General features: G+C 63.2%; 19 protein-coding genes. 10 read left to right on the top strand and 9 right to left on the bottom strand.

Going from position 1 to position 23,782, the window contains the following annotated elements:
* Positions 1-10 precede the first annotated feature (10 nt).
* From ACP15D_RS00665 to ACP15D_RS00645, 5 genes are all read left to right on the top strand, one after another.
* The gene (locus ACP15D_RS00665) at positions 11-685 is read left to right on the top strand and encodes a helix-turn-helix domain-containing protein (protein ID WP_424955655.1); all 675 of its coding nucleotides are present in this window, start codon (positions 11-13) and stop codon (positions 683-685) included.
* A 155-nt stretch (positions 686-840) separates the two neighbouring features.
* Positions 841-2,178 (top strand): NAD(P)/FAD-dependent oxidoreductase, encoded by a 1,338-nt coding sequence (locus tag ACP15D_RS00660; protein ID WP_424955654.1) that lies wholly within the window; start codon positions 841-843, stop codon positions 2,176-2,178.
* Positions 2,179-2,195: 17 nt separating this feature from the next.
* The gene (locus ACP15D_RS00655) at positions 2,196-2,582 is read left to right on the top strand and encodes a RidA family protein (protein ID WP_424955653.1); all 387 of its coding nucleotides are present in this window, start codon (positions 2,196-2,198) and stop codon (positions 2,580-2,582) included.
* A 723-nt stretch (positions 2,583-3,305) separates the two neighbouring features.
* On the top strand, positions 3,306-5,864 hold the full coding sequence (gene metC, locus ACP15D_RS00650; protein WP_424955652.1) for a cystathionine beta-lyase: 2,559 nt from the start codon (positions 3,306-3,308) through the stop codon (positions 5,862-5,864).
* Between the two features lie 11 nt (positions 5,865-5,875).
* Entirely contained in the window at positions 5,876-6,958 is a 1,083-nt protein-coding gene (locus tag ACP15D_RS00645; protein ID WP_424955651.1) for a threonine aldolase family protein, read from the top strand.
* Positions 6,959-6,981: 23 nt separating this feature from the next.
* Here ACP15D_RS00645 and ACP15D_RS00640 read toward each other — a convergent pair whose 3' ends face one another.
* Together ACP15D_RS00640 and ACP15D_RS00635 are read right to left on the bottom strand one after the other, a co-directional pair.
* Positions 6,982-7,641, bottom strand: coding sequence for a N5-glutamine methyltransferase family protein (locus tag ACP15D_RS00640; protein WP_424955650.1), 660 nt, complete (start codon positions 7,639-7,641; stop codon positions 6,982-6,984).
* Positions 7,642-7,928: 287 nt separating this feature from the next.
* Positions 7,929-8,585 (bottom strand): response regulator, encoded by a 657-nt coding sequence (locus ACP15D_RS00635; RefSeq protein WP_424955649.1) that lies wholly within the window; start codon positions 8,583-8,585, stop codon positions 7,929-7,931.
* A 179-nt stretch (positions 8,586-8,764) separates the two neighbouring features.
* On the opposite strand from ACP15D_RS00635, the gene ACP15D_RS00630 reads away from it, so the two are divergent.
* The 5 genes from ACP15D_RS00630 (at position 8,765) to ACP15D_RS00610 (ending at position 16,832) form a co-directional block, all read left to right on the top strand.
* On the top strand, positions 8,765-9,460 hold the full coding sequence (locus ACP15D_RS00630) for a L,D-transpeptidase (protein ID WP_424955648.1): 696 nt from the start codon (positions 8,765-8,767) through the stop codon (positions 9,458-9,460).
* A 97-nt stretch (positions 9,461-9,557) separates the two neighbouring features.
* Positions 9,558-10,976: an ATP-binding protein gene (locus tag ACP15D_RS00625; protein ID WP_424955647.1), complete on the top strand. Its 1,419-nt coding sequence runs from the start codon at positions 9,558-9,560 to the stop codon at positions 10,974-10,976.
* A 55-nt stretch (positions 10,977-11,031) separates the two neighbouring features.
* Positions 11,032-14,214 carry an efflux RND transporter permease subunit gene (locus ACP15D_RS00620; protein WP_424955646.1) on the top strand — a complete coding sequence of 1,061 codons (3,183 nt, stop codon included), beginning with the start codon at positions 11,032-11,034 and terminating at the stop codon, positions 14,212-14,214.
* 16 nt (positions 14,215-14,230) lie between these two features.
* Positions 14,231-15,421 (top strand): efflux RND transporter periplasmic adaptor subunit, encoded by a 1,191-nt coding sequence (locus tag ACP15D_RS00615; protein WP_424955645.1) that lies wholly within the window; start codon positions 14,231-14,233, stop codon positions 15,419-15,421.
* 169 nt (positions 15,422-15,590) lie between these two features.
* On the top strand, positions 15,591-16,832 hold the full coding sequence (locus ACP15D_RS00610) for a beta-ketoacyl-[acyl-carrier-protein] synthase family protein (RefSeq protein WP_424955644.1): 1,242 nt from the start codon (positions 15,591-15,593) through the stop codon (positions 16,830-16,832).
* 8 nt (positions 16,833-16,840) lie between these two features.
* Here ACP15D_RS00610 and ACP15D_RS00605 read toward each other — a convergent pair whose 3' ends face one another.
* The 7 genes from ACP15D_RS00605 to ACP15D_RS00575 form a co-directional block, all read right to left on the bottom strand.
* Complete coding sequence (locus ACP15D_RS00605) at positions 16,841-17,809, bottom strand: YncE family protein (RefSeq protein WP_424955643.1); 969 nt, start codon at positions 17,807-17,809, stop codon at positions 16,841-16,843.
* A gap of 2 nt (positions 17,810-17,811) precedes the next feature.
* Positions 17,812-18,300 carry an SRPBCC family protein gene (locus ACP15D_RS00600; RefSeq protein WP_424959151.1) on the bottom strand — a complete coding sequence of 163 codons (489 nt, stop codon included), beginning with the start codon at positions 18,298-18,300 and terminating at the stop codon, positions 17,812-17,814.
* A 199-nt stretch (positions 18,301-18,499) separates the two neighbouring features.
* Positions 18,500-19,432 carry a TatD family hydrolase gene (locus tag ACP15D_RS00595; protein WP_424955642.1) on the bottom strand — a complete coding sequence of 311 codons (933 nt, stop codon included), beginning with the start codon at positions 19,430-19,432 and terminating at the stop codon, positions 18,500-18,502.
* Positions 19,429-20,304: an EboA domain-containing protein gene (locus ACP15D_RS00590; protein WP_424955641.1), complete on the bottom strand. Its 876-nt coding sequence runs from the start codon at positions 20,302-20,304 to the stop codon at positions 19,429-19,431. Before ACP15D_RS00590 ends, ACP15D_RS00595 begins: the two co-directional genes overlap by 4 nt.
* A gap of 13 nt (positions 20,305-20,317) precedes the next feature.
* Positions 20,318-21,190, bottom strand: coding sequence for a UbiA family prenyltransferase (locus ACP15D_RS00585; protein WP_424955640.1), 873 nt, complete (start codon positions 21,188-21,190; stop codon positions 20,318-20,320).
* Positions 21,163-22,362 (bottom strand): metabolite traffic protein EboE, encoded by a 1,200-nt coding sequence (eboE, locus tag ACP15D_RS00580; protein WP_424955639.1) that lies wholly within the window; start codon positions 22,360-22,362, stop codon positions 21,163-21,165. Before eboE ends, ACP15D_RS00585 begins: the two co-directional genes overlap by 28 nt.
* Positions 22,362-23,573 carry a 3-dehydroquinate synthase gene (locus ACP15D_RS00575; protein ID WP_424955638.1) on the bottom strand — a complete coding sequence of 404 codons (1,212 nt, stop codon included), beginning with the start codon at positions 23,571-23,573 and terminating at the stop codon, positions 22,362-22,364. Before ACP15D_RS00575 ends, eboE begins: the two co-directional genes overlap by 1 nt.
* Positions 23,574-23,782: the final 209 nt, after the last annotated feature.

Here is a 23,782-nt window from a genome sequence, read left to right as displayed (position 1 = left end):
GGGGGCGGCCATGACGAAACCTGTGAGGAAGTCGATGCCCCGCCGTGCCAAGCCGTCGGCTTCTACGCGGCGTGCACCCGTCCCGGCCGAGCCCGACGTCAAGGGCGAACAGGCCAACCTGCCGCTCGAATCGCGCATCGGTGCCGCGGTTAAGCGGCGGCGCCTCGAGGCCAACCTCACCCTTTCGGATCTCAGCACCGGTGCCGGCCTCTCGAGTGCCATGCTCAGCCGGATCGAGAACGGTATGGCATCGGCAAGCCTCGACGCACTGGAACGCATCGCGGCTGCGGTGGGGGTCAACCTCTCCGAACTCTTCCGCGAGTCGGAGTCACGTCAGGGAAGCGCTCAGCTCGTCAAGAAGGCGGAGCAGATGGAGGTTGTGCGCGTCGGCACAAAGTACGGCCACACCTATCGCCTGCTTTCCTACGACCGCGGCCCGCGCAAGCTCTTCGAGCCGTTCTTCATCGAGCTGGATAAGAAGAGCGAAACGTTCCCGCGCTTCTCGCACCCCGGTACCGAGTTCATCTATATGCTCCAGGGGCGCATGGAGTATCGCTTCGGCGAGCAGGTCTATCTGATCGAGCCAGGCGACGCTTTCACCTTCTCGGGCAATGTCGTCCATGGTCCCGAAAAGGTCCTCGACGAGCGCGTTCGCTTCCTCGCCATCATCGTCTACGCCGAATAGCGCCGGCGGCAAGAAGGCCTGCAGTCGTTTTGCGCGACATTAGAACCCGCCGCCCTCATGCGAGCGCGGCGTGAGCCTCGCACCACTATTGCATGCCATGCAAAATACTTGTACCAAGCGCAACAGAACAAGAAGGGTTCTGCAGGGAAGGCGTGATGAAGGCATCGATCAGCGCGAGCCAGCTCGCAGCCGGCGGCTTTCGCGGTGACACTGGGCTCAGGTATCAGCCGTATTGGTGGGACGAAGCTCCGCGCGCAAGCGAAGATATTCCCGTGCCGAAGAAGTGCGACGTGGCGATCGTCGGCTCAGGCTTCACGGGCCTGTCGGCAGCAAACACGCTCCTCGACAACGGTTCGGGCGCGGTCGTCTTCGATCGTGACGCTCCCGGCTTCGGCGCCTCCACGCGCAACGGCGGTCAGATAGGCAGCGGCAATCAGAAGTTCCGCGTCAAGACGCTGGTCGCCATGCGCGGCGAGGCCAAGGCCGTCGCGATGATCCGCGAAGGCACCGCCATGCTCGATTACATCGACCGGCTCGTCGCCTCCGAGAAGATTGATTGCGACTTCCGCCGCTGCGGTCGCTTTCGCGGCGCGATCAGACCCGCGCACTACGAGGCGATGGCTCGCGACATGGATGATTTGAAGCGCATCGCGGGCGTCGAGAGCTTCATGGTGCCACGCTCCGAGCAGGCGTCGGAGATCGCCTCGGACGCCTTCTGCGGCGGCTCCGTGCTCCCGCAGGATGCCTCGCTCCATCCCGGCCTCTACCACGCTGGATTGCTGGCACGGGTCAACGCAAAGGGCGGTCGCGTGATCGGCAACGCCGCCGTGCTCGAAATCGCGCGCGAACCTGGCGGCTTTCGCCTGCTCACCGCCCGCGGCGAGACGCGCGCCCGCGACGTCATCATTGCCACCAACGGCTATACGGACGCTCTCGTCCCCGAACTCAAGCGCCGCATCGTGCCCGTCGGCTCCGGACTGATCGCCACTGGCGAGATCCCGCAAGCGACGCTCGATCGCCTGCTCCCCAAAAGTCGTGTCTACGGAAATACGAACCGGGTGTTCTATTACTTCCGCGTTGCGCCAGGTGCGCGCCGCATCATCTGGGGTGGTCGCGTCGGCCGGCTCGCGGCGGCAAACTCTCCGCGCGCATACGGCCACCTCGCCGAGGACATGTTGCGCGTTTTCCCGGAGATCGGCGACGTCCCTGTTACCCACGCGTGGAGCGGCCTCATCGGCTACACTTACGACGAGATTCCCCACCTCGGCCGAACCGCGGCCGGCCTGCACTATGCCCTCGGCTATTGCGGTACCGGCGTGTCGCGCGCGACCTACTTCGGACACAGGATCGCTCTGCAGGTACTCGGCAGGAAAGACGGCCGTACCGCATTCGACGATCTGACATTCCCGGCGTTCCCCGCTCATCCGATCGCCAAGCGCGCGGTGCCCGCCGTCGAGACCTGGTACCGCTTCCGCGATGCGACGAACCTTTAGGACCAAGGGAGAAAAAAATGTCGACGACAATAACGCGCAACAACATCTCGTCCGGCGGCGCCTATGAGGAGATTTTCGGCTACTCTCGCGCGGTGCGCGTTGGCGCCGACATTCATGTTTCCGGTACGTGCGCTCCGGTCACGCACGAGACGAGCAACGCCTACGAGCAGGCCCGTGCTGCCCTCGAGATCATCGGAAAGGCGTTGGTCGATGCCGGTGGAGCCATCAGGGATGTGGTGCGCACGGTCGTCTACGTACGGGAGATATCCGACGCCGACCACGTCGCCCGCGCCCACCGCGAGGTCTTTGGGGAGGTCCGTCCCGCCAGCACGCTGGTTCAGGTCACCTCGATGTTACGCCCCTGGCAGAAGGTCGAGATCGAGGCCTACGCAAAGCTGACTTGAAAGCACTCGGCGGGGCTGGCAAGCGCACATCGCAATTCGCGTGTGCGCATGCCGGCTGATTGATTGAGCCGTAGAGGCACAGCTGGCCAACCTGCGCCGGGATTTTGCACCGCGGCATAGTGGAGTTTTTGAAGCCGCACGGAGCGCCCCGAAGCGTCAGCTTTTTGGGCGATGCGTCTGTTCGCACAAAAGTGCTCGTCGCGCACGGAAGCACAGCACCGCCCCAAATGGACGGGGCGCAGCTCAATGCTGAGCTGGGGCGGCCCCACCACAATTTCTTTTTAGACAAGCCCTTTTGCGATCCGGCTGATCGGCGCGGAACAATTGAAACCGTGCACGCCTGCATTCGCCATCGCGTCGGCGCACGAACTCTAAGATCAAGCGCATTCCCCACCAATTGAGAGGCTTCGTGGCGGCGACGGGTCGACGGTCGAAGACTGGTCGTCAATGGCTGCGTCTGGAGAGCTGAAGCAAAGCCAAAGGAAGATCGTTGCCACATCTCCAAGCGTGCGCGTCCGACCGTATCGTCGCCTTCGGGTCTGGCGCCGACGGCGCTGCCGATGATGGATTGCGTGGCCAGCTCGCCCCCAAGTACAAATCTGCCACACTCGTCTATTTTCTAAGCGTCGCTGCATATAGGGTATGGAATACCTCAAATACTATTTGATACATAACACCATGCTCTTCTTGTGCCATCCATAGCCATTTCATTCCCAGAGTTCCATGAACGCTCGACAGCCATACGACCAGTTTCTCGGAGCCGCCGCATTGGTCGACGGCAGGATGAGGCAGCGAGAGTTCATCGGCCTGGTGGCCTGCATGATGGCGCTCACAGCCCTGTCGATCGGCATCATGCTGCCCGCATTGCCGGAGGTCGGCGCGGCGCTCGGCATCGCCGAAGCGAACGATCGGCAGAGCATCATCATCGTCTATCTGCTGGCGTTCGCGATCGGCCAGTTGGTGTTTGGAAGATTGTCAGACCTCTACGGCCGCAAGCCGGTGCTTCTCGCGGGCATGACCATCTTCGTTGGTGGGTCGATAGCGGCAGCCTTGTCGTTCGACGAGCAGTCCATGTTAGCGGCCCGTGCCGTACAGGGCATCGGTGCCGCCGCGCCGCGTGTGATTGCTATCGCACTGGTGCGAGACCGCTACGTTGGGCGAGAGATGGCGCGCATAATGTCGCTAGCGATGGCAGTGTTCTTTAGCATTCCAGTCCTCGCACCGACTATTGGCCTTGGACTGCTGCATGCTGGAACGTGGCGCTGGATATTCGACTTTCTGGTCGTCGCTGGCATCGGTCTATCTCTATGGTGCTTGCGGCTGCCGGAGACGAAGCGAACCTTTGCAGCCGAACCGCTCACCCTCATGCTGGCGCTCCGTGGCGCGCTCGGCACGCGTCAAACGACCGGCTATGCGGTGGCAGCTGGTTTGATGCTGGGATGCGTCTTGGCCTACATTTCAAGCGCGCAGCAGATATTCGTCGATGTCTTCGGCCTCGGGGAGCTGTTCCCGCTGGCATTCGCCGCCACCGCGATAATGATCGCAGGCGCGTCCATCACCAATGCCATGCTCATCAGCCGCGTTGGCGTCCGGATGCTGTCTCACGCATCTCTTGCGAGCTTCGTCGTGATTGCCGCGGTATTCGTGCTCGAGGCGGTTTTTGGGCCCGTGGGCCTGTGGCCATTTGTGGCCGCTATGATGATCCTATCGTTGCTCTTCGGCTTCGTGGCGCCGAACTTCAATAGTTTGGCCATGGAGCCACAGGGCGACAACGCCGGCATGGCCGCGTCTGTGGTCGGATGCGTTACGACTGGGATCGCTGCTCTCGCGGGTGGTGTTGTGGGGCACCTTTTCGATGGCACTGTGCTCCCGCTCGCGTTGGGCCAATTAGGGCTGAGCGTTCTCGCATTTCTCGTCGTTGTCTGGGTTGAAGGCCCACGGGGGATGGCCTTTGCGCGCGAGAGGCGGTCGCCGCAATCGGGTATCGCCGACAAACCCTGCATCGCGACCGACGCAACGGTTCATCCGACGAGCACACATGCATTGGCTGAGTTACCGCCGGGGCCAGCTTTTCACGTACCTCCGCGGCCGCGGACGCCGCAGACCAAGGTTGCGCATGCGGGGCGGGTTCCCGGGGCCAACTTCGGGTTCCTCAACGCGCCCGTGTTCCGTGGTTCAACGGTGCTCTTCCCTACGGCGGAGAAGTTCGTCAATGGCGATCAGCCCTACGTCTATGGGCGGAAGTCGACGCCGACCGTGCGAGCACTCGAAGAAGCAATTGCCGAACTCGAGGGCGGAGCAGCTTGCTCGCTGACAGGCTCCGGCTATCAGGCCGTGACCACTGCAATCATGGCCTTCGTCAAGTCCGGCGACCACATCCTAATGGTCGACACGGTCTATCAGCCGACGCGCGAATTCTGCACTGGCATCCTCGCCAAATTCGGCGTCGGCACAACGTATTACGATCCGCTCATCGGCGATGGCATCGCACGGCTGGTGAAGCCGAACACGCGTCTCATCTTCTGCGAAAGTCCCGGCTCCCAGACGTTCGAGGTGCAGGATATTCGGGCCATATCGCGTGTCGCTGCGGAGCGAGGAATCTGGCTCTTAATCGACAACACCTGGGCCAGTCCGCTCTACTTCAAGCCGTTCGAGCACGGGGTCGATGTGTCGATCCAGGCAGCGACGAAGTATATCGGGGGCCATGCCGACGCTGTCCTCGGCTCCATCACCTGCACCGCTGCTGCGGCCAAGCATGTGGCAAAGACAAAGGACTTGCTCGGCATTTGTCCAGGCTCCGAGGAGGCGTACCTGGGCATGCGCGGTCTGCGCACACTCCCAATGCGGCTCGCGCAGCACCACCTGTCGGCCGTGCGCGTGGCGAAATGGCTCGAGGGCCGGCCCGAAGTAGCGCGCGTGCTGCACCCAGCCCTACCCAGTCACCCCCAACACCATATCTGGGAGCGTGACTTTCTGGGGGCCAGCGGCTTGTTCTCGATCGTGCTCAAGCCTGCCAGCAAAGAGGCGGTGTGGGCGATGATCGACGGGCTGACGCTCTTTGGCATCGGGTTCTCGTGGGGTGGCTATGAGAGCCTCATTATTCCGTTTGATCCCACAAGCTACCGCACCGCGACCACATGGAGTGCGGAAGGCCCGGCCCTACGCCTTCACATTGGCTTGGAGGACGTCGAAGAACTGATCGCCGACCTCGAGGCGGGCTTTGAGCGCCTCGCTGCCGCCTCTGTGAAATCCCCAACATCCGAACTGATGAGCTTCCTTTGAGCCGCCGAAACATGACAAGTCAGCAGTTTGCAAGCGATAACTATGCAGGGATCTGTCCCGACGCATGGGCCGCGATGGAGCTCGCTAATCGCGGGTCCGCTGCGGCCTATGGCGAGGACGACTGGACACGAAGGGCAGCAGATGCGTTTAGGGAGCTGTTCCAGACGAACTGCGAGGTCTTCTTCGTTTTCAATGGCACCGCGGCAAATGCGCTAGCGCTTTCCACTCTCTGCCAGTCGTATCACAGCGTCATCTGCTCATCGTCGGCGCATGTAGAAACGGACGAGTGCGGCGCTCCGGAGTTCTTCTCCAACGGATCGAAGCTGCTCGTTGCGCAGACGGCGAACGGGAAGCTGACGCGACAGGCGATCCACACCTTGGCCAATAGCCGATCGGATATTCACTTTCCTAAGCCGCGCGTCGTGACGGTCACGCAGCCGACCGAGACCGGGCAGATCTATCGGATTGAAGAGCTGGAGGCTATTTCGGCGACGTGCCGAGAACTTGGTCTCAAGCTGCATATGGACGGCGCTCGCTTTGCGCATGCCTGCGCAAGAATCGATTGCTCTCCCGCCGAAATGACGTGGCGAGCCGGGGTCGATGTTCTCTGTTTCGGCGGCACGAAGAACGGCATGGCTGTCGGCGAAGCGGTCGTGTTTTTCGATCGGGAGCTTGCGAGAGAGTTCGGCTATCGATGCAAGCAAGCTGGGCAGCTTGCGGCCAAGATGAGGTTCCTGTCGGCTCCTTGGGTCGGTATGTTGGAAAGTGGCGCTTGGCTGCGGAACGCAAGGCACGCCAATTCCTGCGCGACGCGGTTGGCCTCAAGGATCGAAGGCATACCAGGCGTTGAGCTCATGTTTCCGGTGCAGGCAAATGCCGTGTTCATGAGCGCGCCGGCACCAGTCCTTGCAGCGCTGCGCGAACGCGGCTGGAGCTTTTACACCTTTATCGGTGGCGGTGCGCGCTTCATGTTTGCGTGGGATTCAGATCCCGGGCGCGTCGACCAGCTGGCTGACGACATTGCTGCCTGCGCCGCTAATGCGATGATGTGCCCGCAAAGGCTGACCAGCCCCATCATTCCGGGGAGCCAATAAAGCGCCCTTGGCGCGCCGCGCGCTCAAATCTTGCGGGCGCAGACGACGCGCTTGTCTCCGTCCTCATTCAGATGCCACTGCGGCTCCTCGAAGGCGCGCGCGCGCTTCAGCAGCGCGGCGACCTGACGGTCCTGGCCCAGACCAAACTCGAAGGCCAGCCATCCGCCGGACTTGAGAAACGCGGCGCCCTCGGTGATCAATCGCGAATGCAGGCTGATGCCATAAGGGCCCCCGTCGAAAGCTTCGCGCGGCTCGTTGATGAGCAGGTGTGCGCGGTCTCCGCTGAGCAAGCGCGAGGTCGAGATATACGGCGGGTTGGAGATGATCAGGTCGATCTTGCCTTCTAGACCGGCAAGGGGTTTGAACATGTCACCCTGGACCACTGCAACCTGGTCTTGGAACCCCAGCTGGAGCACGTTGTAACGCGCGTTCTGCACAGCGCCGGCCGTCAGGTCGCAAGCAATTACCTGAAGGTCAGGCGCGTGCCTTGCGAGCGCCAGGGCAAGGTTTCCCGACCCGCAGCACATGTCGATGCAGATGGACGCCTGAGCGGTGTCGTCCAGGAGTCGTCGAGCGACGCGGCCAAGGAGTTCGGTTTCCTTGCGCGGTCGGAGAACGGAGCCGCGAATCTCGAGTTCGATCCCTAAGAACCGGACCTGACGTTTCAGCCCGGCGGTCTCCATAGATGATAGCAGCATTAGGAAGTTCCTCGCTGTAGGGGCCGATCCGCTTGGCCAACCGCGTTGCCTCAGTTTGGAACAGTCACCTCCCGCCTGCGTGCGCCCATCGCCCAATAGCGATACGGTGAGCCATCAGACAGCGATGAGCATTCCTCGTACGCGGCACTTTGCAGTTGGCGTGCCGCGCGCGGGCGCACTTCCAAAGTTTGCAAGGCGGCGTCGGCATGCGTTGTATGCCCCCCCGCGCGGTTGCCGTTCCGGGCGATCAAGCACTGCTACGCGGGATGCGGCTACTGCTTTGCGCGGTAGCCGAGGCCCCGAACCGTCTCGATGCGGTCGCGGCCGATCTTGGCGCGCAGATTGTGGATGTGGACTTCCACCGCGTTGCTATCGACCTCTTCCTGCCAGCCGTAGAGCACGGCCTCGAGGTCAGGCTTGGAATGGATGACACCGGGTCGTTCGACGAGCGTGAGAAGCAGCGCGAACTCGCGCCGCGAGAGATTGATCGGATCAACTCCGCTGCTAACCGTGCGGCGCTCAGGATCGAGCAGCAAGCCCTGCCAAGTGATCGTCGCGGTGGCGCGACCGACAGCGCGGCGACGTAATGCACGAAGGCGCGCGGCGAGTTCATCGAGATCAAACGGTTTGCCCATGTAGTCATCGGCACCGTCATCGAGACCACGTACGCGATCGCTCACTGCATCGCGCGCGGTGAGGAGCAGCACAGGCACGGGGTCGTTACGCTGACGCAGTTCGCGCAGCACGTCGAAGCCGGACCCATCGGGCAGCATCAGGTCGAGAACGACCGCGTCGAAGGTTGTGCTCGCGAGTGCGGAAAGGGCATCGGCGCACGTCTCCACTGCTTCCGCCGTGAAGCCGTGAAGCCCGAGGCCGACGGTGAGGCCGCTGCGCAGAACCACGTCGTCCTCGACCACCAACAGCCGCATTGACCGCTTCCCTCGTTTGAAAACTGCGTGTTCCGACCAGCACGCCAAAGTGTCGCGCAGCAGCATGCGCGGCGCCAGCCATCACTTAAGCTTGCCTTAATGTAGGCCGTTAGGGTGCCCCATGCCGCTTATTCGTGTGCGGCGAATGTGGCGTGACGCTGGTTTTGGGGGCCGTCTCAATGTTGACTTTACGCTCGATTGTTGCCGGATTGGCGCTCGCGGTGGCTGTGTCGGGCTGTGCTTCGACGGAAGCTTCCTGGCTTGGCCTGCCATTCGATGCATCGGAATCAGAGCGCCGGGACTACGGCGCGCGACCGAGCGAGAAATTCCCGCTGGCGGCAGTAGACCTTGGCCGTCTCGATCCGCGCTTCCGGCGGCAGGAAGTTGCCTACCGCGGCAGCGAGCCGAAGGGGACTGTCATCGTCGATACGCCGAACCGGTATCTTTATCTTGTCACCGGCGATGGTCGAGCGCTTCGCTACGGGATAGAAGTGGGCCGCGAAGGCTTCGGCTGGAGTGGCACCGCTACGGTCGCGCGCAAGGCGCAGTGGCCCACGTGGACGCCACCGGCGGAGATGGTGGCTCGTGATCCTCGAACCGCGCCGTTCGCCAAAGGCATGCCTGGAGGGCCTGAAAATCCGCTCGGTGCGCGCGCGCTGTATCTTTATCAGAACGGCCGCGACACGCTTTACCGCATTCATGGCGGCGGGCGTCCGGGATCACTGGGCAAGGCGACGTCGAGCGGGTGCATCCGCTTGCTCGACCATGACGTGATCGACCTCTTCGACCGCGTTCCGCCAGGTTCGCGCACCGTGGTGCTACCCGATCCGCAGATCAGCCGCGCGCCGGCCAACGGTCCGGGGTCGCAGGCATGACGCAGCACGTGCCAGGTCGCTCGCGCACTCTTAAGGCTGGCTTAAGCTGGCAGCTCTTTTGTCGGCTGCCCGCTGCGTTCTTCATCGCGAGGTGACCATGAAGTCGATGACCGCGCGTCTTTTCGGCCTGTTGATGCTCGCCACGGGCATCGTGTGGCTGTGCGGCATGGCGTGGATCTATTCGGGCAACCGGAAGGAGCTCGAGCGCGTTCTCGACGTTCGTCTCGAGGAAGCGACGCGCATGGTATCATCGCTGATGGACGATGCGGGCGTGCACGTCGTGGGTGCCGTTTCCGGCGTACGCGTTGCCAACCAGACGGTGCCGATCCCCACGGTTGATACGAACTTCCGCCTCGCGTGCCAGATCTGGTCGATCGACGGCAGGCTGGTCGGGAAGTCGAGTGAAGCGCCCACGACGCAGCTCACCAACGTAAGCAGCGGCTATTCCAACCAGGACATCAACGGAACACGCTGGCGCGTATTCGCCAGCGAGGATCGCGGCCGCGGCTTTCGCGTGCTGGTCGGTGACAGCATCGCGCATCGCGAGCGCCTGGTGCGCGAGCTGATGTGGGGACTTGCCATTCCCGGATTGATCGTGCTCGGCGTGTTGGCGGGGCTGATCTGGCTGGCGCTGAGGCAAGGCCTTGAGCCTCTGCGGCGCCTGACAGCGGCGCTTGCCGAGCGCTCACCCGATGCCCTCGGGCCGCTCGCCATCGCGCGCACCCCTAGTGAGATCCAACCCGTCGTCGACGAACTCAACGAGCTGTTCGAGAAGGTTATGGCGGCACGTGAGCACGAGCGCAGCGTGACAGCCTTCGCCGCGCACGAGTTACGCACGCCGCTTGCTGGCCTGCGCACGCAGGTGCAGATCGCGCTCGCCGCCGCCGATCCGGCTATTCGCCATCACGCGTTGCAGAATGCACTTACCGCCGCCGATCGCACGAACCGCATGGCAACGCAGCTGCTGGCTATGGCGAGCGTCGATGCAGACCAGCCGCATGCCATACAGGAATGGATCGTCGTCGGACCGAAACTGAAAGCCATCTGCGATTCGCTGCATGCAGGAGAGCGTGATGCTCCGCCCATCATCGACGATGCCCTCTTCCGCTGCCGGATCCGCGTCAATCCAGACGCATTCCACATGGCAGTGCGCAATCTCACCGAAAACGCGCTGCAACACACCCCAGGCAGCGGGATCGTGCGCTGGTCGCTGCTGCCGACGCCGAAGGGGACGTTGCTGAAGTTGCAGGACTCCGGTCCCGGCATTCCTGAAGACGAACTTCTTGCCGTGACGCGGCGGTTTTACCGCGGACGCAACAAGAGACCGATTGGCAGCGGGCTGGGACTCGCCATCGCGCAAACTGCGCTCGACAAGGATGGGCTCGGTTTGCATCTGGAGAACAAGCCGCAGGGAAGCGGCCTGTGCGTGCAGATCCTCATTCCGCCCGACCGGATGTCGATTGATCCCAGCGATGAACGCCCGCTGAGAGTGGAAGACGTCGCCGATGCCATGTGAGTGACTCAAGACCCATCAGAGCAGCGCGACATAGACCAAGGCTTGGGGGCGGACCGTGTGGATCGTCAAATACGCATTGGGACACCGCCACAGCATCGGTGTTCTTGCCATGCTGCTGTTGCTGCTTGGCGGCCTCAGCGCCAAACGGATGTCGACGGACATCCTGCCCTCGGTGAACATTCCGGCTATCAACCTGATCTGGACGTATCAGGGGCTCAATCCGCAGGAGATGGCCAGCAAGCTGACTTCGTTCAGCGAGCTCGCCATCATGAACAACGTCGACAACCTCAAGGAGGTGCGATCCGAGACGATCAACGGCGTCGGCATCGTCCGCGTCACCTTCCAGCCGGGCACGAACGTGACCGATGCGTTTGCGCAGGTTACCTCGGTCAGCCAGACGATCCTGCGGCGTATGCCGACCGGCACGAACCCGCCGTTGATCGTGCCCTACGTGCCGTCGAGCGTTCCGATCCTGCAGCTGGTGATGGCATCGGACTCGCTGACCGATGGTGCGCTTTATGATTACGCACGCCTGCAGCTGCGCGCACAGATTCAGTCGATCCGCGGCATCCGTCTCTCGCTACCCTATGGTGGCGCAGCACGACAGGTGATGATCGACCTGAAGCCGGAAGCGCTGCAGGCTTACGGACTTGCGGCGAGCGACATCGCCAAGGCAACCGCTACGCAGAACCTTACGCTGCCATCTGGTGCGCTGCGGGTGGGCACGCGCGAAATCACTATCACCACGAACGCCAGCCCGGAGACTGTGGCGAACTTCGCCGATCTTCCGCTGCGCTCCGTCGATGGGCGGGTCATTCGCGTCTCGGACGTGGCAAGCGTGCGTGATGGCCAGGCGGTGCAAAGCAACATCGCGCGCCTCGATGGGCAGAACGCGGTCATCGTGTCGATCCTGAAGCTTGGCAATGCCTCGACGCTCGACATCGTCAGCCAGATCAAGGCGCGGATGCCGGAGCTGCAGGCGGCAGCACCGGAAGGCATCAGCATTGCTCCGGTGTTTGATCAATCGGTGTTTGTTGCCAGCGCCATCGACAACGTGATGACGGAGGCGATCGTCGTCGGCTGTCTCGTTGCGCTGGTCGTGCTGGTGTTCCTTGGCAGCTGGCGCTCCTCGCTGATCGTGCTGACGTCGATCCCACTGGCCTTGCTGGCGTCGATCACGGGGCTCGCCTTGACCGGCAATACGTTCAACCTGATGACGCTCGGTGGTCTGATGCTGGCCATCGGCATTCTGGTCGATAATGCTCTGGTCGAGATCGAGAATATCAATCGCAATCTCGAGTTGGGGCTTGGACTGAACGAGGCGATCCTCAAGAGCGCCAGCGAGGTGGCGTTCCCGGAATTCGTCTCGACGGTGTCGATCTGCATCGTCTTCTCGCCGCTGTTTCTGCTAACCGGGACGGCGGCGTTCGTGTTCATCCCGCTGGCTCTGTCGGTCGTGTTCGCCATGGCGGCGTCGTACGTGCTGTCGCGCACGCTGGTGCCGACGCTGGCGTCAATGATGCTGTCCGCCGGCCCGCACCATGCGCCGCAGGGCTTTTTTGGCTGGCTAACGGCGCGGGTCGACCAACTTCTGTCGCTGCTCGAGCGCATCGTTGCCGGCATCGCCGCGCTGCTATTGCGGTGGAAGGCGATCCCACTGTTGGGCCTATTTGTTGCGCTCAGCATCGGCGCGTGGTCGGGCATCCATCTAGGGCGCGAGTTTTTTCCAGAAACTGACGCGGGCATGATCCGTATTTATCTGCGGGCGCCGACGGGCCTACGGGTGGAAGAAACGGCGGCGCGGTTTGCCGACGTGCAGCGCGAGATCCGCCGCATCATTCCTACCGATGAGGTGGGCTTCATCGCCGAGAACATCGGCAGCCCTGAGCCTATAAACCTCGCCTGGGTCGACAGCGGCGTCATTGGCTCGTTCGATGGCGATATGCTGATCCAACTCGCCGACAAGCACGCGCCAACGCCGATGTACGTGAGTGCCATCCGCGCGATGCTGAAGTCGAAGTTCCCAGATCTCGTCACATATTTCCGCCCTGCTGATGCCACCTCGCAGACGCTTGCCGGCTCTGCGCAGACGGCCATCGAGGTGCGGCTGATCGGCCGCGACGTGCCGGGCAACGCAGAGATCGCACGCGAATTGATGACGCGCATGCATAGCGTTCCAGGTGCCGTCGACATTGCGCAGCGGCAGGTGCGCGACCTAACTTCCTACTATCTGGAGATCGACCGGGTACGTGCGCTGCAGATCGGCGTGACGCCGCAGGACGCGGCGACCGCGCTGCTGGCTGCGCTCGGCGCATCCGGCACGGTATCGCCCAGCTATTGGGCTGATCCGGCGCAAGGCGCTTCTTACACGGTGCAAGTGGTGGCGCCGCCGGTCAATCTAACGACGCTCGAGCAGCTGCTGAATACGCCGGTGCGGCCATCTACGGGCGGCGAGACCGTGCCGTTGCGGGCCTTTGCCTCGCTGCAGGTGCGCAAGATTGCCGCCAACATCGACCGGACTACGCTGCAGCCAACGACGACACTGCTGGCGAATGTCGAAGGACGCGACCTCGGTGGTGTCTATAGCGACATCCGCGCGCTGGTAGACAGCGCGCGGCCGCGATTGAAGCCGGGCAACCGCATCGAGATTGCCGGGCAGGCGCAGTCGATGGACCAAGCCTACGCAGAGATGCTCGGCGGCATGGCGATGGCGGCAGTGTTCGTCTACCTCGTCATGGTGGTGAACTTCCAGTCGTGGATCATGCCCGGGATCGCCATGGGTGGTTTGGCGATCGCAATCTCGGGTGCGCTGTTCGCGCTGGTGATGACGGGCACGCCGCTGTCTGTGCCCGCACTCACCGGCCTCATCATGGTGATCGGCGTCTCGACCGCCAATAGCGTGCTGGTCACGAGCTTTGCCCGCGACAGGCTGCTTGAAGGCGAGAGCCCCAGGCAGGCTGCCATAGACGCGGCGCGCACGCGCCTGCGTCCAGTGCTGATGACGGCGACTGCTATGATCATCGGCATCCTGCCGATGGCTATCGGTCACGGCGAGGGCGGTGAGCAGAACGCCCCGCTCGGACGCGCAGTTGTCGGTGGCCTCATATTCGGCACATGCGCGACGCTGACGTTCGTGCCGTTCCTGTTCTCGACCCTGGCTGGTCTTGGCCGGCGCCGGCGCGATGCGCGCGGTGCGACCGAGACCAGCCCAGTGCACGCCCCGGTGCCAGCCGAATGACCAAGGAGCTTCGTTCATGACCCGCAAGTTCATCGCCTTCGCCGCGGTGGTCGCTGGGTGCGGCGGCATCGCCGTGTGGGCGGCGCAGGCGGACGGCGCGACAGCGCTCAGCCACGTGATGAAACTCGCGGGGCTGGGCGATAATAGCGTGCCTTTGCCGGAGAAGAAGCAGACAGGCGCCGTGGTGCGCAGCGTGCGCATCGTGATGCCCGAGGCCGTGCCCGGCGCCGCGACGCTGACATTGTCCGGGCGCACCGCCCCAGCCGAAGAAGCGCTGCTTTCCTCGCGCGCCAGCGGGATCGTGTCGGAACGGCGCGTTGACATCGGCGATCAGGTGAAGGCGGGCGACGTACTCGTCATCATCGAGGCGCCGGAAATCGAGCAGGAGCTTCGGCGGGCGCGGGCAGCTGCCGACCAGGTGCGCGCTCGCCTGCTGCTGGCCGATGCGACGCTGCAGCGTGGCGAGAGCCTTGTCGACAAGGGGCACGTCTCGGTGCAGACGGTCGATGAGCGGCGCGCGACCAAAAGCGCGGCCGAAGCGGACCTTGCCGCGGCGCTTGCAGAGGTGAAGCGTTTGGAGGAAGTGCAGAGCTTTCAGACGGTGCGTGCGCCTTTCGATGGCACCATCATCGCACGCCACATCGAGCGCGGCGACAAGGTGCTCGCCGATTCCAGCCAGCCGGGTGGCTACCTGCTGCGCATCGCGCGGCTGAACGAGTTGCGCATCCTCATCGACATCCCGCAATCCTCTGCCCTGGTTGTAAAGCAGGGGCAGAGGGCGAAGGTGATCTTCGCCGAGCTGCCACAGCCGCGATCGGCGCGCATCGTGCGGGTTTCGGGGCAGATCGATCAGTTGTCGAGCACGATGCGTGCCGAGTTGCTGATGGAAAATGCCGACAATCGCATTCCGGCAGGCATGAACGGCCAGGTTGCCATCGAAGTTGACCAGGGCGGCGGCCTCGTCACGGTGCCGACGAATACGCTGACGACGCGCAACGGCCAGCAGATGGTGGCGATCGTCGATGGTGAAAGCCGGGTGACGTTCCGTTCGGTGAGCGTGACGCGCGACCTCGGCGAGCGGGTGGTGATCGCACTCGGACTAACCGTCAAGGATCGGGTCATCGTCAGTCCCAACGCGCTGCTGCGGCCGGGGGACGTGGTCAAAGTGATGGAGACGCCGCTGCGGGCCGCGGCGAACTCGAAATAGAAGCGCCGCACGAACCGACCGGCGGGGCGCGGCCGTCACAAAACTCCGTTCACGATGCAATTTTAGGAAAGTACGTCGCAAGCTTCATAGGCCGTGTAGTAATCCTGCTTCAACGTCGATGACATAATGTGTGCGATACCTTTTTTGCATTCATCGTGTGCGTGGCGTCATGCTGCAGGCAAACCTACATCGTCGTGTCGTCGTGACCGGAGTAGGCGCCGTGACGCCGATCGGGCAGAACGTTGCAGACTACTGGCAGTCGCTCTGCGCGGGTAAGTCGGGCATAGGGCCGGTTACCGGGATTGGCGAAGAGGTACCGATCGGCATCGCCGCAAGCATCACGGGCTTCGATCCGACCAGCCGGTTCTCGAAGTGGCTGCGCGACAAGACCATCATGCATTCGAGCCGCTACTGCTGGCTCGCGGCCGCCGCTGCCGATGAGGCAATGGCGCAAGCCGGGCTCTCGTTTCCGCTAGAGGCCCCGGAGCGGGTTGCGTGCATTATCGGCTCGGCCGCGGGCGGGCACATCGCCGTGGAGATCGCCGGGCGCGACCGGTTTCTCGCGGGCAAGCGGGCGGTGCATCCGATGCTTCTGCCGCGCATCGTATCGTCATCGGCGGCGGCGCACATCGGCATCGAATACGGCATCAAGGGGCCGACGTTCGCGCTGTGCAGCGCCGGGGCGAGCGCGGCGCATGCCATAGGTCTGGGCTTCGATCATGTGCGGCGTGGAATCGCCGACGTTGCGATCGTCGGCGGCGCAGACAGCACAGTGACCTACAGCGCGCTGCTCGCCTGCGACGCGCTGCACTTCTTGTCGCCCGATGGCTGCTTCCCGTTCGCCAAGCGGCATAACGGAACGGTTCTGGCGGAGGCCGCAGGCGTTCTCATTCTCGAGGCGGAGAGCCATGCGCGGGCGCGCGGTGCGCGCGCTCTGGCGGAGATGCGCGGCTTCGGGATGGCGACCGGGTCCGACGGCATGTTCGGCGTCGACACGGAAGTGACCGAGCATGTGATGCGCGAGGCTCTGGACGACGCCGGTCTCGATGCCGCGGACATCGCCTACGTCAACGCGCACGGGGACGGCATCGTCAGAGACGACGTCTCGGAAACTGAGGCGCTGAAAGCGGTATTCGGATCGCACGCGAACGCGCTGTCCATTTCGTCGACAAAATCGATGCACGGACACGCACTCGGCGGGGCTGCGGCAATCGAAGCAATCGCCTGCATCAAGAGCATCGAGGATGGCATCATTCCGCCGACGATCGCGCTCGATGATCCCGACCCGCGGTGCGATCTCGACTATACGGCGATGCAGCCGCGCACACGGCAAGTGAACCATGCGATGTGCAACAACCTGGCGATCTGCGGAATGGCGACGTCGCTGATCTTCGAGACCGCCCAGGCCTGACGAGCGCTTCAGCGCAGGAAGGCGCCGAATGCGCGCGGCCCGTCGCTGACTTCCGCCTTGGCATCGGCTTTGAGCGTGGAGGTATCGATGCGCTGCAGAATGTTGTCGCCCCAGCAGGCTACGTAGACTGCTGTTCCGTCGGAGGTCGCCTGGATGCCTTCCGGGTAATCGCCGACCGGAATCGAGGTGACAGGCTGAAGGTCCGACAGGCGAAAGACGCTGAGCGAGCGTGCGGCCTGGTTGGTGACGAAGGCATTGCCGTTTGCGAAGGCGACACCATACGGACGCGCGCCGACCTTGACGGTTGCGGTGACCTTGCGCGCGCCGAGGTCGATGACCGACACGTCATTGCTGACGACATTGGCGGCAAAGGCACGCCGACCGCCGGGCTCGATTGCAACGCCGAAGGGGTGCTCGCCGACTTTGATCTCGCCGGTTCTCTTGAAGCTCGTAGCATCGATAATGCTGATCGCGTCGCTTTCGCGGTCAGCGGAGAGGATGGTGGTGCCATCCTCCGTCACAGCGATGCCGGAGGGCGCGCGTCCGACCTTGACGCGGTGCGTCACCTGCTGCGCCTTCGGGTCGACCGATACGATCTCATCGCCGTACCAATTGGCGACATAAACGGCGCCCGTACGCGGGTTGACGGCGATGCCAAGTGGACCTTTGCCCACGTTCAGACGCCATGCCACCTTGCGCGCGGAAGTGTCGATGGCAACCAGCCCGTTGCCATCGGGCGTCGTGACGTAGGCGAAGTCTCTTTGCGGCGACATGGCAATGCCCGCCGGCTTGCCGGTTACGGCGATCTCGGCCACCTGCTTCATGGTGGCGAGATCGACGACGCCGACGCTGTCGGCAAGCTGACTGGTGACGAAAGCTTCGCGCACTGCCTCGCCTGCTACCGCCGGCGCAGCCGCGCCGGCGATGCAGAGCGCGACGGCTAGCGCTACGCGGCGCGCCAAGCCTTTTCTCGCCATGCTCACTTGCCGCCTTCGAGCTTGGCTTTCAGCGCTTCAAGGCCTTCCTTCTGAAACGCTGTCACCGCGGCGATGGCGGCTTTGTCGCTGAGCTCGGGCGGGGGATCGTTGTTCATGTAGCCGCGGTAGAAGGCACCTTTCCACTCGACCTTCGATTTTCCACCCTCGTCAGCGACCGAGATGGTCGATGAGTAGCCCTCGACAGGAAGCGTCTTCAGGTCTTCATCATTGGTGAGGAAGGCGATGGTTTTGTTCTCGGGCTCGTAGCGGGTCAGTGTGTCGGTGAAAATGGCGCCGTTCTTGAACGTGAGCTTGCGCTTCGTCACTTCCTTCTTGTACTCGCCAGGATCGGCCTCGGTTTTGTCGATCTGTGGATGCCAGCCCATGTCGCGGTAGTTGCCGACCACCTCCCAGACCTTGTCGGCCGGGGCGTCGATCTCGATGGTCGAGATTTCCTTTTTGCGGCTTGGTCCATGAGCGTTTGCCAGCATTGGCAGAGCAGCGGCCAATGCAAGCGCAGCGATTACGATGCGGTTCAAGGTTTCCCCCAATGACGTGTGAGCGGTTTTTGTGTGCTGGGGCCTAGCATTACCGCCGAACCGTGATCAATCACGGCAATGCGCGCCGGGAAGTATTCCGGGCGCACATTCCAAACTCTCCAAGACCTGGAGAGATGATGTTCGGGAGCGATCAGCCTTCCGTCGTCTCGATGCGCGGGTTCTGGCCACCGCGGAGAATGGTGTTGCCATCGTAGCGCGAGGTCTGGTCGACGGCGCGGTTGGCCCAATCTTCCTCAGCCATCTGGCCGCTCTGGCCGTAGACCGCGAGAGCATTGGCGTAGGTCACGCGGCGGACGTCGGCCGCTGCGACGCCCTGCTCGGCGAGCAGCATGGCGGTCTTCGGCACCGACAGCGGATCGGAAATACCCCAGTCGCAGGCGGAGTCGACGATGAGCTGTCCCGCGCCATAGTCGCGCACGATGGCGCACATGCGCTCAGCCGTCATCTTGGAGTGCGGGTAGATTGAGAACGCCGCCCAAAAACCGCGCTCTGTCACCTCGCGAACGGTCTCTTCGTTGACGTGGTCGATGACGACCCGCGAGGGCGAGAGCTTATGCTCCATGATAATGTCCATAGAGCGGGTGACGCCGCGCTTCTTGTCGCGATGAGGCGTATGGATCATCACCGGGAGTTCAAGCTCACGCGCCAGATCGAGTTGCAGGCGGAAATACTTCTCTTCGAGCGCGGTCTGCTCGTCGAAGCCGATCTCGCCGATGGCAACGACACCTTCCTTGGTGGCGAACTCCGGCAGGATGGCCATCACATCCTCGGCCAAGGCCTCGTTGTTGGCTTCCTTGGAGTTGAGGCCGATGCAGCAATAGTGCTGGATGCCGAACTGGCTGGCGCGGAAGCGCTCGAAGCCGAGAATGTGTGAGAGGTAGTCTCTATAGCTGCCGACGTTGGTGCGCGCCTGGCCGATCCAGAACGCAGGCTCGATGACGGCGACGACACCGGCGGCAGCCATGGCCTCGTAGTCGTCGGTGGTGCGAGAGATCATATGGGCGTGCGGGTCGATGTAAGCCATCGGCTCGCCGCCGTGCGGGGCTTTGGCGTTGGCGTTCATGCGAGCTTCTCCCAGGTGAGTTTTGCATTGCGGATGTCACGCCACAGATCGGGCGCGGATTCTAGAAGCACCAGGGCGTCGGGCGTTGGGCATTCCGACAGCGCAAGCGCGGCCGCGTAGCGTTCGGCGTCGTTACCGGAGGAGAACACACGCAGCAGGTCGGCGAAATCGTCCTCCGAGGTGGCGAACGGCCCGACGCAACGCCATAGCTCCGGCTTGACGTCGCGGGATGCGGCCCAGCGCTCGTGCGCGTAGTCGACGAGCATGCGGGCGAGGTCTGCGTTACGGCGATCATCGAGGCCCTGGATGGGTGCGAGTGTCGATCCGATGAAGAGAGCCTTCACCACCATCTGGTTCCACATCGCCTCGCTGAAGTTCTCCGCCGGGTACGGGCTTCGATGGGCAACCGCTTCATAGACGGGCTGCATTGCCGAGCGGATGCCCTCGCCCGCCAGGGGTAGCAGGCGCTGAGGTGCCGGATAGAGTGGCAGGCCGCGAAAGAGCGCGATCTGCTCGCCGATCTCTCCGGATCTCAGAATGGCGTCGAGGCGGGCAGCAAACTGCTCTTCGCCCGCGGCGGTACTGGCCAGGGCGAAAAGAATGCGGGCCGCCTGGTCGAGCGTCCAGTCACTCGCATCAAGCCCCGGGCGTACGGCTTGCGCCTGCGCCATTTCGCTGCCGTCGAGTTGCAGAAGCGCGCGGCCAACGCGGCGCGGCGCCAGCCCCAGCGCGCGCGCCAAAGGGAGTCCCGCGGGCGCGTCGGCGATGCGTGTGGTCTGCTCGTCCACCCAGGCGAGCGCATCGGGTGCGAGGCGGCGGCCGAGCCATCCGCGCAGCAGTTCCATGCGCGCCTTCACGGCGTCGTCAATCATCGTGGTTCCGGGTTCAGCTTGCTGGGACATAGCGCTGGAATATGAGGGTGAGGATGAAGCAGGCGAGACACGCGATGGCTGCATAGTCCATTCCCGTCGTTGTGGCGAAGAGCGCGTCATTGATGGAGATCGCGGCGATCATCAGTCCGACCGCACGTGAGACGTCTCCCGATTGCCGGCGCTTGAGAAGCTGGCCGACACGCAGGGCGCAAGCCGCCAGGGCGATGTAGGAGACAATGGCGACAGGTGAAAAGTCGGATCCGGCAAGCGCAACAGCGGCAGGTGCGGCGAGCAGTGGCAACGGCCACAGGTTTGTCACCCTGTCGAGGTTCTCCTGGCGCGCCGTGTATGTGAGGCCAGCTACATACAGCAGCATGGCGGCCGCCGGCAGAAGCACGGTTGGCGATAGCGTCGTCACGGCTGCCGATGCGGCGGCGATGTAAACCAGGGCGCGGCATAGCCCCATGACGAAGGGTGCAAATGGATTGCCCTTGTGTTGCCAGTCGTAGAGCAAAATCGCGCCTGCGAGGGCGAGACCGACAAGGCCGGCGTGATCGTTTACGGTTGCAAGCCCGACGACACCGACGACGAGCAGCGACGCACCGACGACGATCACCGCGTCGGCGCTGGCCTCACCCGATGGAATCGGCCGCTCTGGGCGCTCGCGAGCGTCGATATTGCGGTCGAAGGCATCGTTGAGAAACATGCCAGCGACGTACATCGCGGAAATGGCGACGGCCATCATCAGCAGCCAGTGGATCGGCGCACCGCCCGCCAGCGCGCTGCCGGCAATGACGTTGCTCCAGATGGTCGGTAGATTAGAGACGCGTCCGAGCTTCAGCGCTGTGCGCCAACCGCTCACGCGCCGAGTTGCGAGCGAACCCATTTGAGCTCCCGAGCGATATCGCTGCTGACATCGATGCCGCGCATGTCTGCGGGCAGCACGTCCCAGGTATAGGTTTCGACTTCCAGATGCGGCGCGAGAGCGCTGCGTTTACATGCGGCCAGCAGGTTTGCGAGCGGCTGCTGGGTCGACTGCAGGGCGCCGTAGTCGGCTTGAAAGAGCGGCACGTGACAGTGAACGCGCCATTCGCCGCCGGCACGCCCGCTGCGCAGCGCATCGAACGCTTCGGGCAGGTCGCGATATCGGGTGACGCGATCGCCCTGCACTTCCACTGTCTGGTGCAAGTAGACGCCGTCATCGAAGCGGGCCAAAAGCTCGGCCGCGTTGGCGTCGACGACGGGAATGCGCAGAGCGGAGCTGAGCTGAATCTTCGGCACCCTAATGCCTACGGCTGCCAACCGGCCCAGGCACTCAACCGGGTCCTCGAACTCGACGCTGGCGTGGCACACATCGAGACAAATCCCCAGATGACGGCGCAGGGCCTCGCGTGCCTCTCGGGTCGAGATGTCGGTCAGGCGGCGGAACGTCTCGACGGACTGGCGTGCGAAAAGGTGGTCGTTGAAAAAGTCGATGGCCTCGTCGACCGTTTCCAGGAAGCAGCATGGCTCCGGCTCGAGCGCGAGAGAGATGTGCTTTCCCGTTTCCTCGGCAAGCCTATAGAGGTACGCCGCGTGGCGGATCAGGTGGTGGACCATGCGGGCGATATCGATCGGTCCATTGATCGCCTCCTTGTAGGCGCCGGGCACGCTACTGATGCTGCCTTCCATTCCCTCCGGCAGCAGCGCTTCCAAGATATCGGCAGCCCTGTTGGAGAATTGCACGCGGCGCTCATCACGCCAGTCGGGCTCGTAGACGCGCTCTTTCACGCGCGTGCCGTGGAAGTTGCCATACGGGAACGCATTGATCGTGAAGACGTAGAGATCCGACTGGGCGAGGAACGCCTTCAGAGCTGCGAGCGCCTCCGGCTTGGCCAGTTCGTCTGCCGCGGTTGCAGACAGGCGCAAGCCGATGCCCATCGGCTGATCGGGCGACACCTCTGCCTTGATCGGCAGGACGTGCTTGCGTAGCGCGGCTTCGATCTCGGCCCAGCGCTCACCTGCATGGATGTTCGTGCAGTAGGTGAGGTGGGGCGAACCAGGCAGGGGCAGGCGCATTACACGCCGTCCTGCGGTCGCAACCAATCGATCGCCTGTTCGATCAGGGCGGAGTCCATCGTGTTGACGTCAACGCTGGTTCCGATCGCGGACAGAAGCGTCACTGTCAGCTCGCCGCCGAGATGCTCGCGGAATTCCTCGAGACCAGCGAGCAGCTTCAGTTCGCCATTCTCGTTTCGCGCCTCGCAGGCCGGATGCCAGAGGGCAAAACCAAGCCGGTGCAGCAGGGCGCGCACGCGCAAGTCCTCACCGTGCGGCAGAAGCCCCGCGAGGACTGAATAACGCGTATCGAGCGCAACGCCGATAGCGACCGCTTCGCCGTGGCGAAGCTCGTAGCCCGAGAGGCCCTCCAGCTTGTGCGCCGACCAGTGTCCGAAGTCGAGCGGGCGGCCACTCCCGCGCTCGAATGGATCGCCGCCGGTTGCGATCTGGCGCATATGCAAAAGAGCGCAATGGCGAATGAGATGATCGAGCGGCTCGGAGGCGAACAGCGAGAGCGCGCCGGCCTTTTCCTCCAGCCAATCGAAGAAAGCGCCATCACGAATGAGCGCCACCTTCACGGCCTCGGCCATCCCAGCGCGCTTGTCGCGGCCGGGCAGGATATCGATGAAGGCAGAGTCATTGATGACGGCAACCGGCGGGACGAACGTGCCTAGCATGTTCTTGCAGCCGAACGCGTTGACGCCGTTCTTCACGCCGACGCCGGAATCGTTCTGTGCCAGAACCGTGGTCGGAACACGAATGTGCCTGATGCCACGATGCGTCGTCGCGGCGACGTAGCCGATCAGATCGAGAAGCGCCCCACCACCGACGCCAAGCACGTACGAATGACGGTCGAGCCCGGCATCGACGAGCTTCTGCTGCAGGCGGGCAACTAGACCTCGATCGTTCTTACAGCCCTCGCCTCCAGCGATGAGCTCGACGGGTCCGGCGAGTTCGATGCCATTGCCGGCCGACCCCAGGTAGGTTGCGATGCGGCGCGGCAGATCTGGCATTTCACGCACGACACCCTCGTCGACAAACACGGCTGTGCGTCGGCGCTTTCCCGGGGCGCGCGTTAATGCTTCGGCGAGAACAGAATTCGTTTCAGAAAAAACATCACGGGCAAAATAGACGGGGAACTCATAGGAAACAGAAAACCGTTGTATGAAAGTTCGTTCTTCGCCGTACGATTCAATCTTCGCCAGCGCGTCACCAAGTGCCTTGCCCACGCATTTCCCCTTACGACGTGCATTATTTGCCGATTTGCTATCAGCAATTGCCGGAAACGCCCTGGACTTTTGCCACTGCGGCCTTCCGGACCCCGGCGCACCGATTGAACGTCAGCCGCACCGTTGGGAGTGCGGATCATGCGCGTTTTGACGCGGCCAAGCAATGGTTTTGCTTATGACTTTCGCGCAAGCAGAAATGTTGCCTCGTG

Origin of the sequence: Hyphomicrobium sp. 1Nfss2.1 (genome assembly GCF_965243865.1) — a bacterium.
Classification (GTDB): Bacteria; Pseudomonadota; Alphaproteobacteria; order Rhizobiales; family Hyphomicrobiaceae; genus Hyphomicrobium_A.
This window is presented reverse-complemented; position numbering and strand designations above follow the sequence as displayed.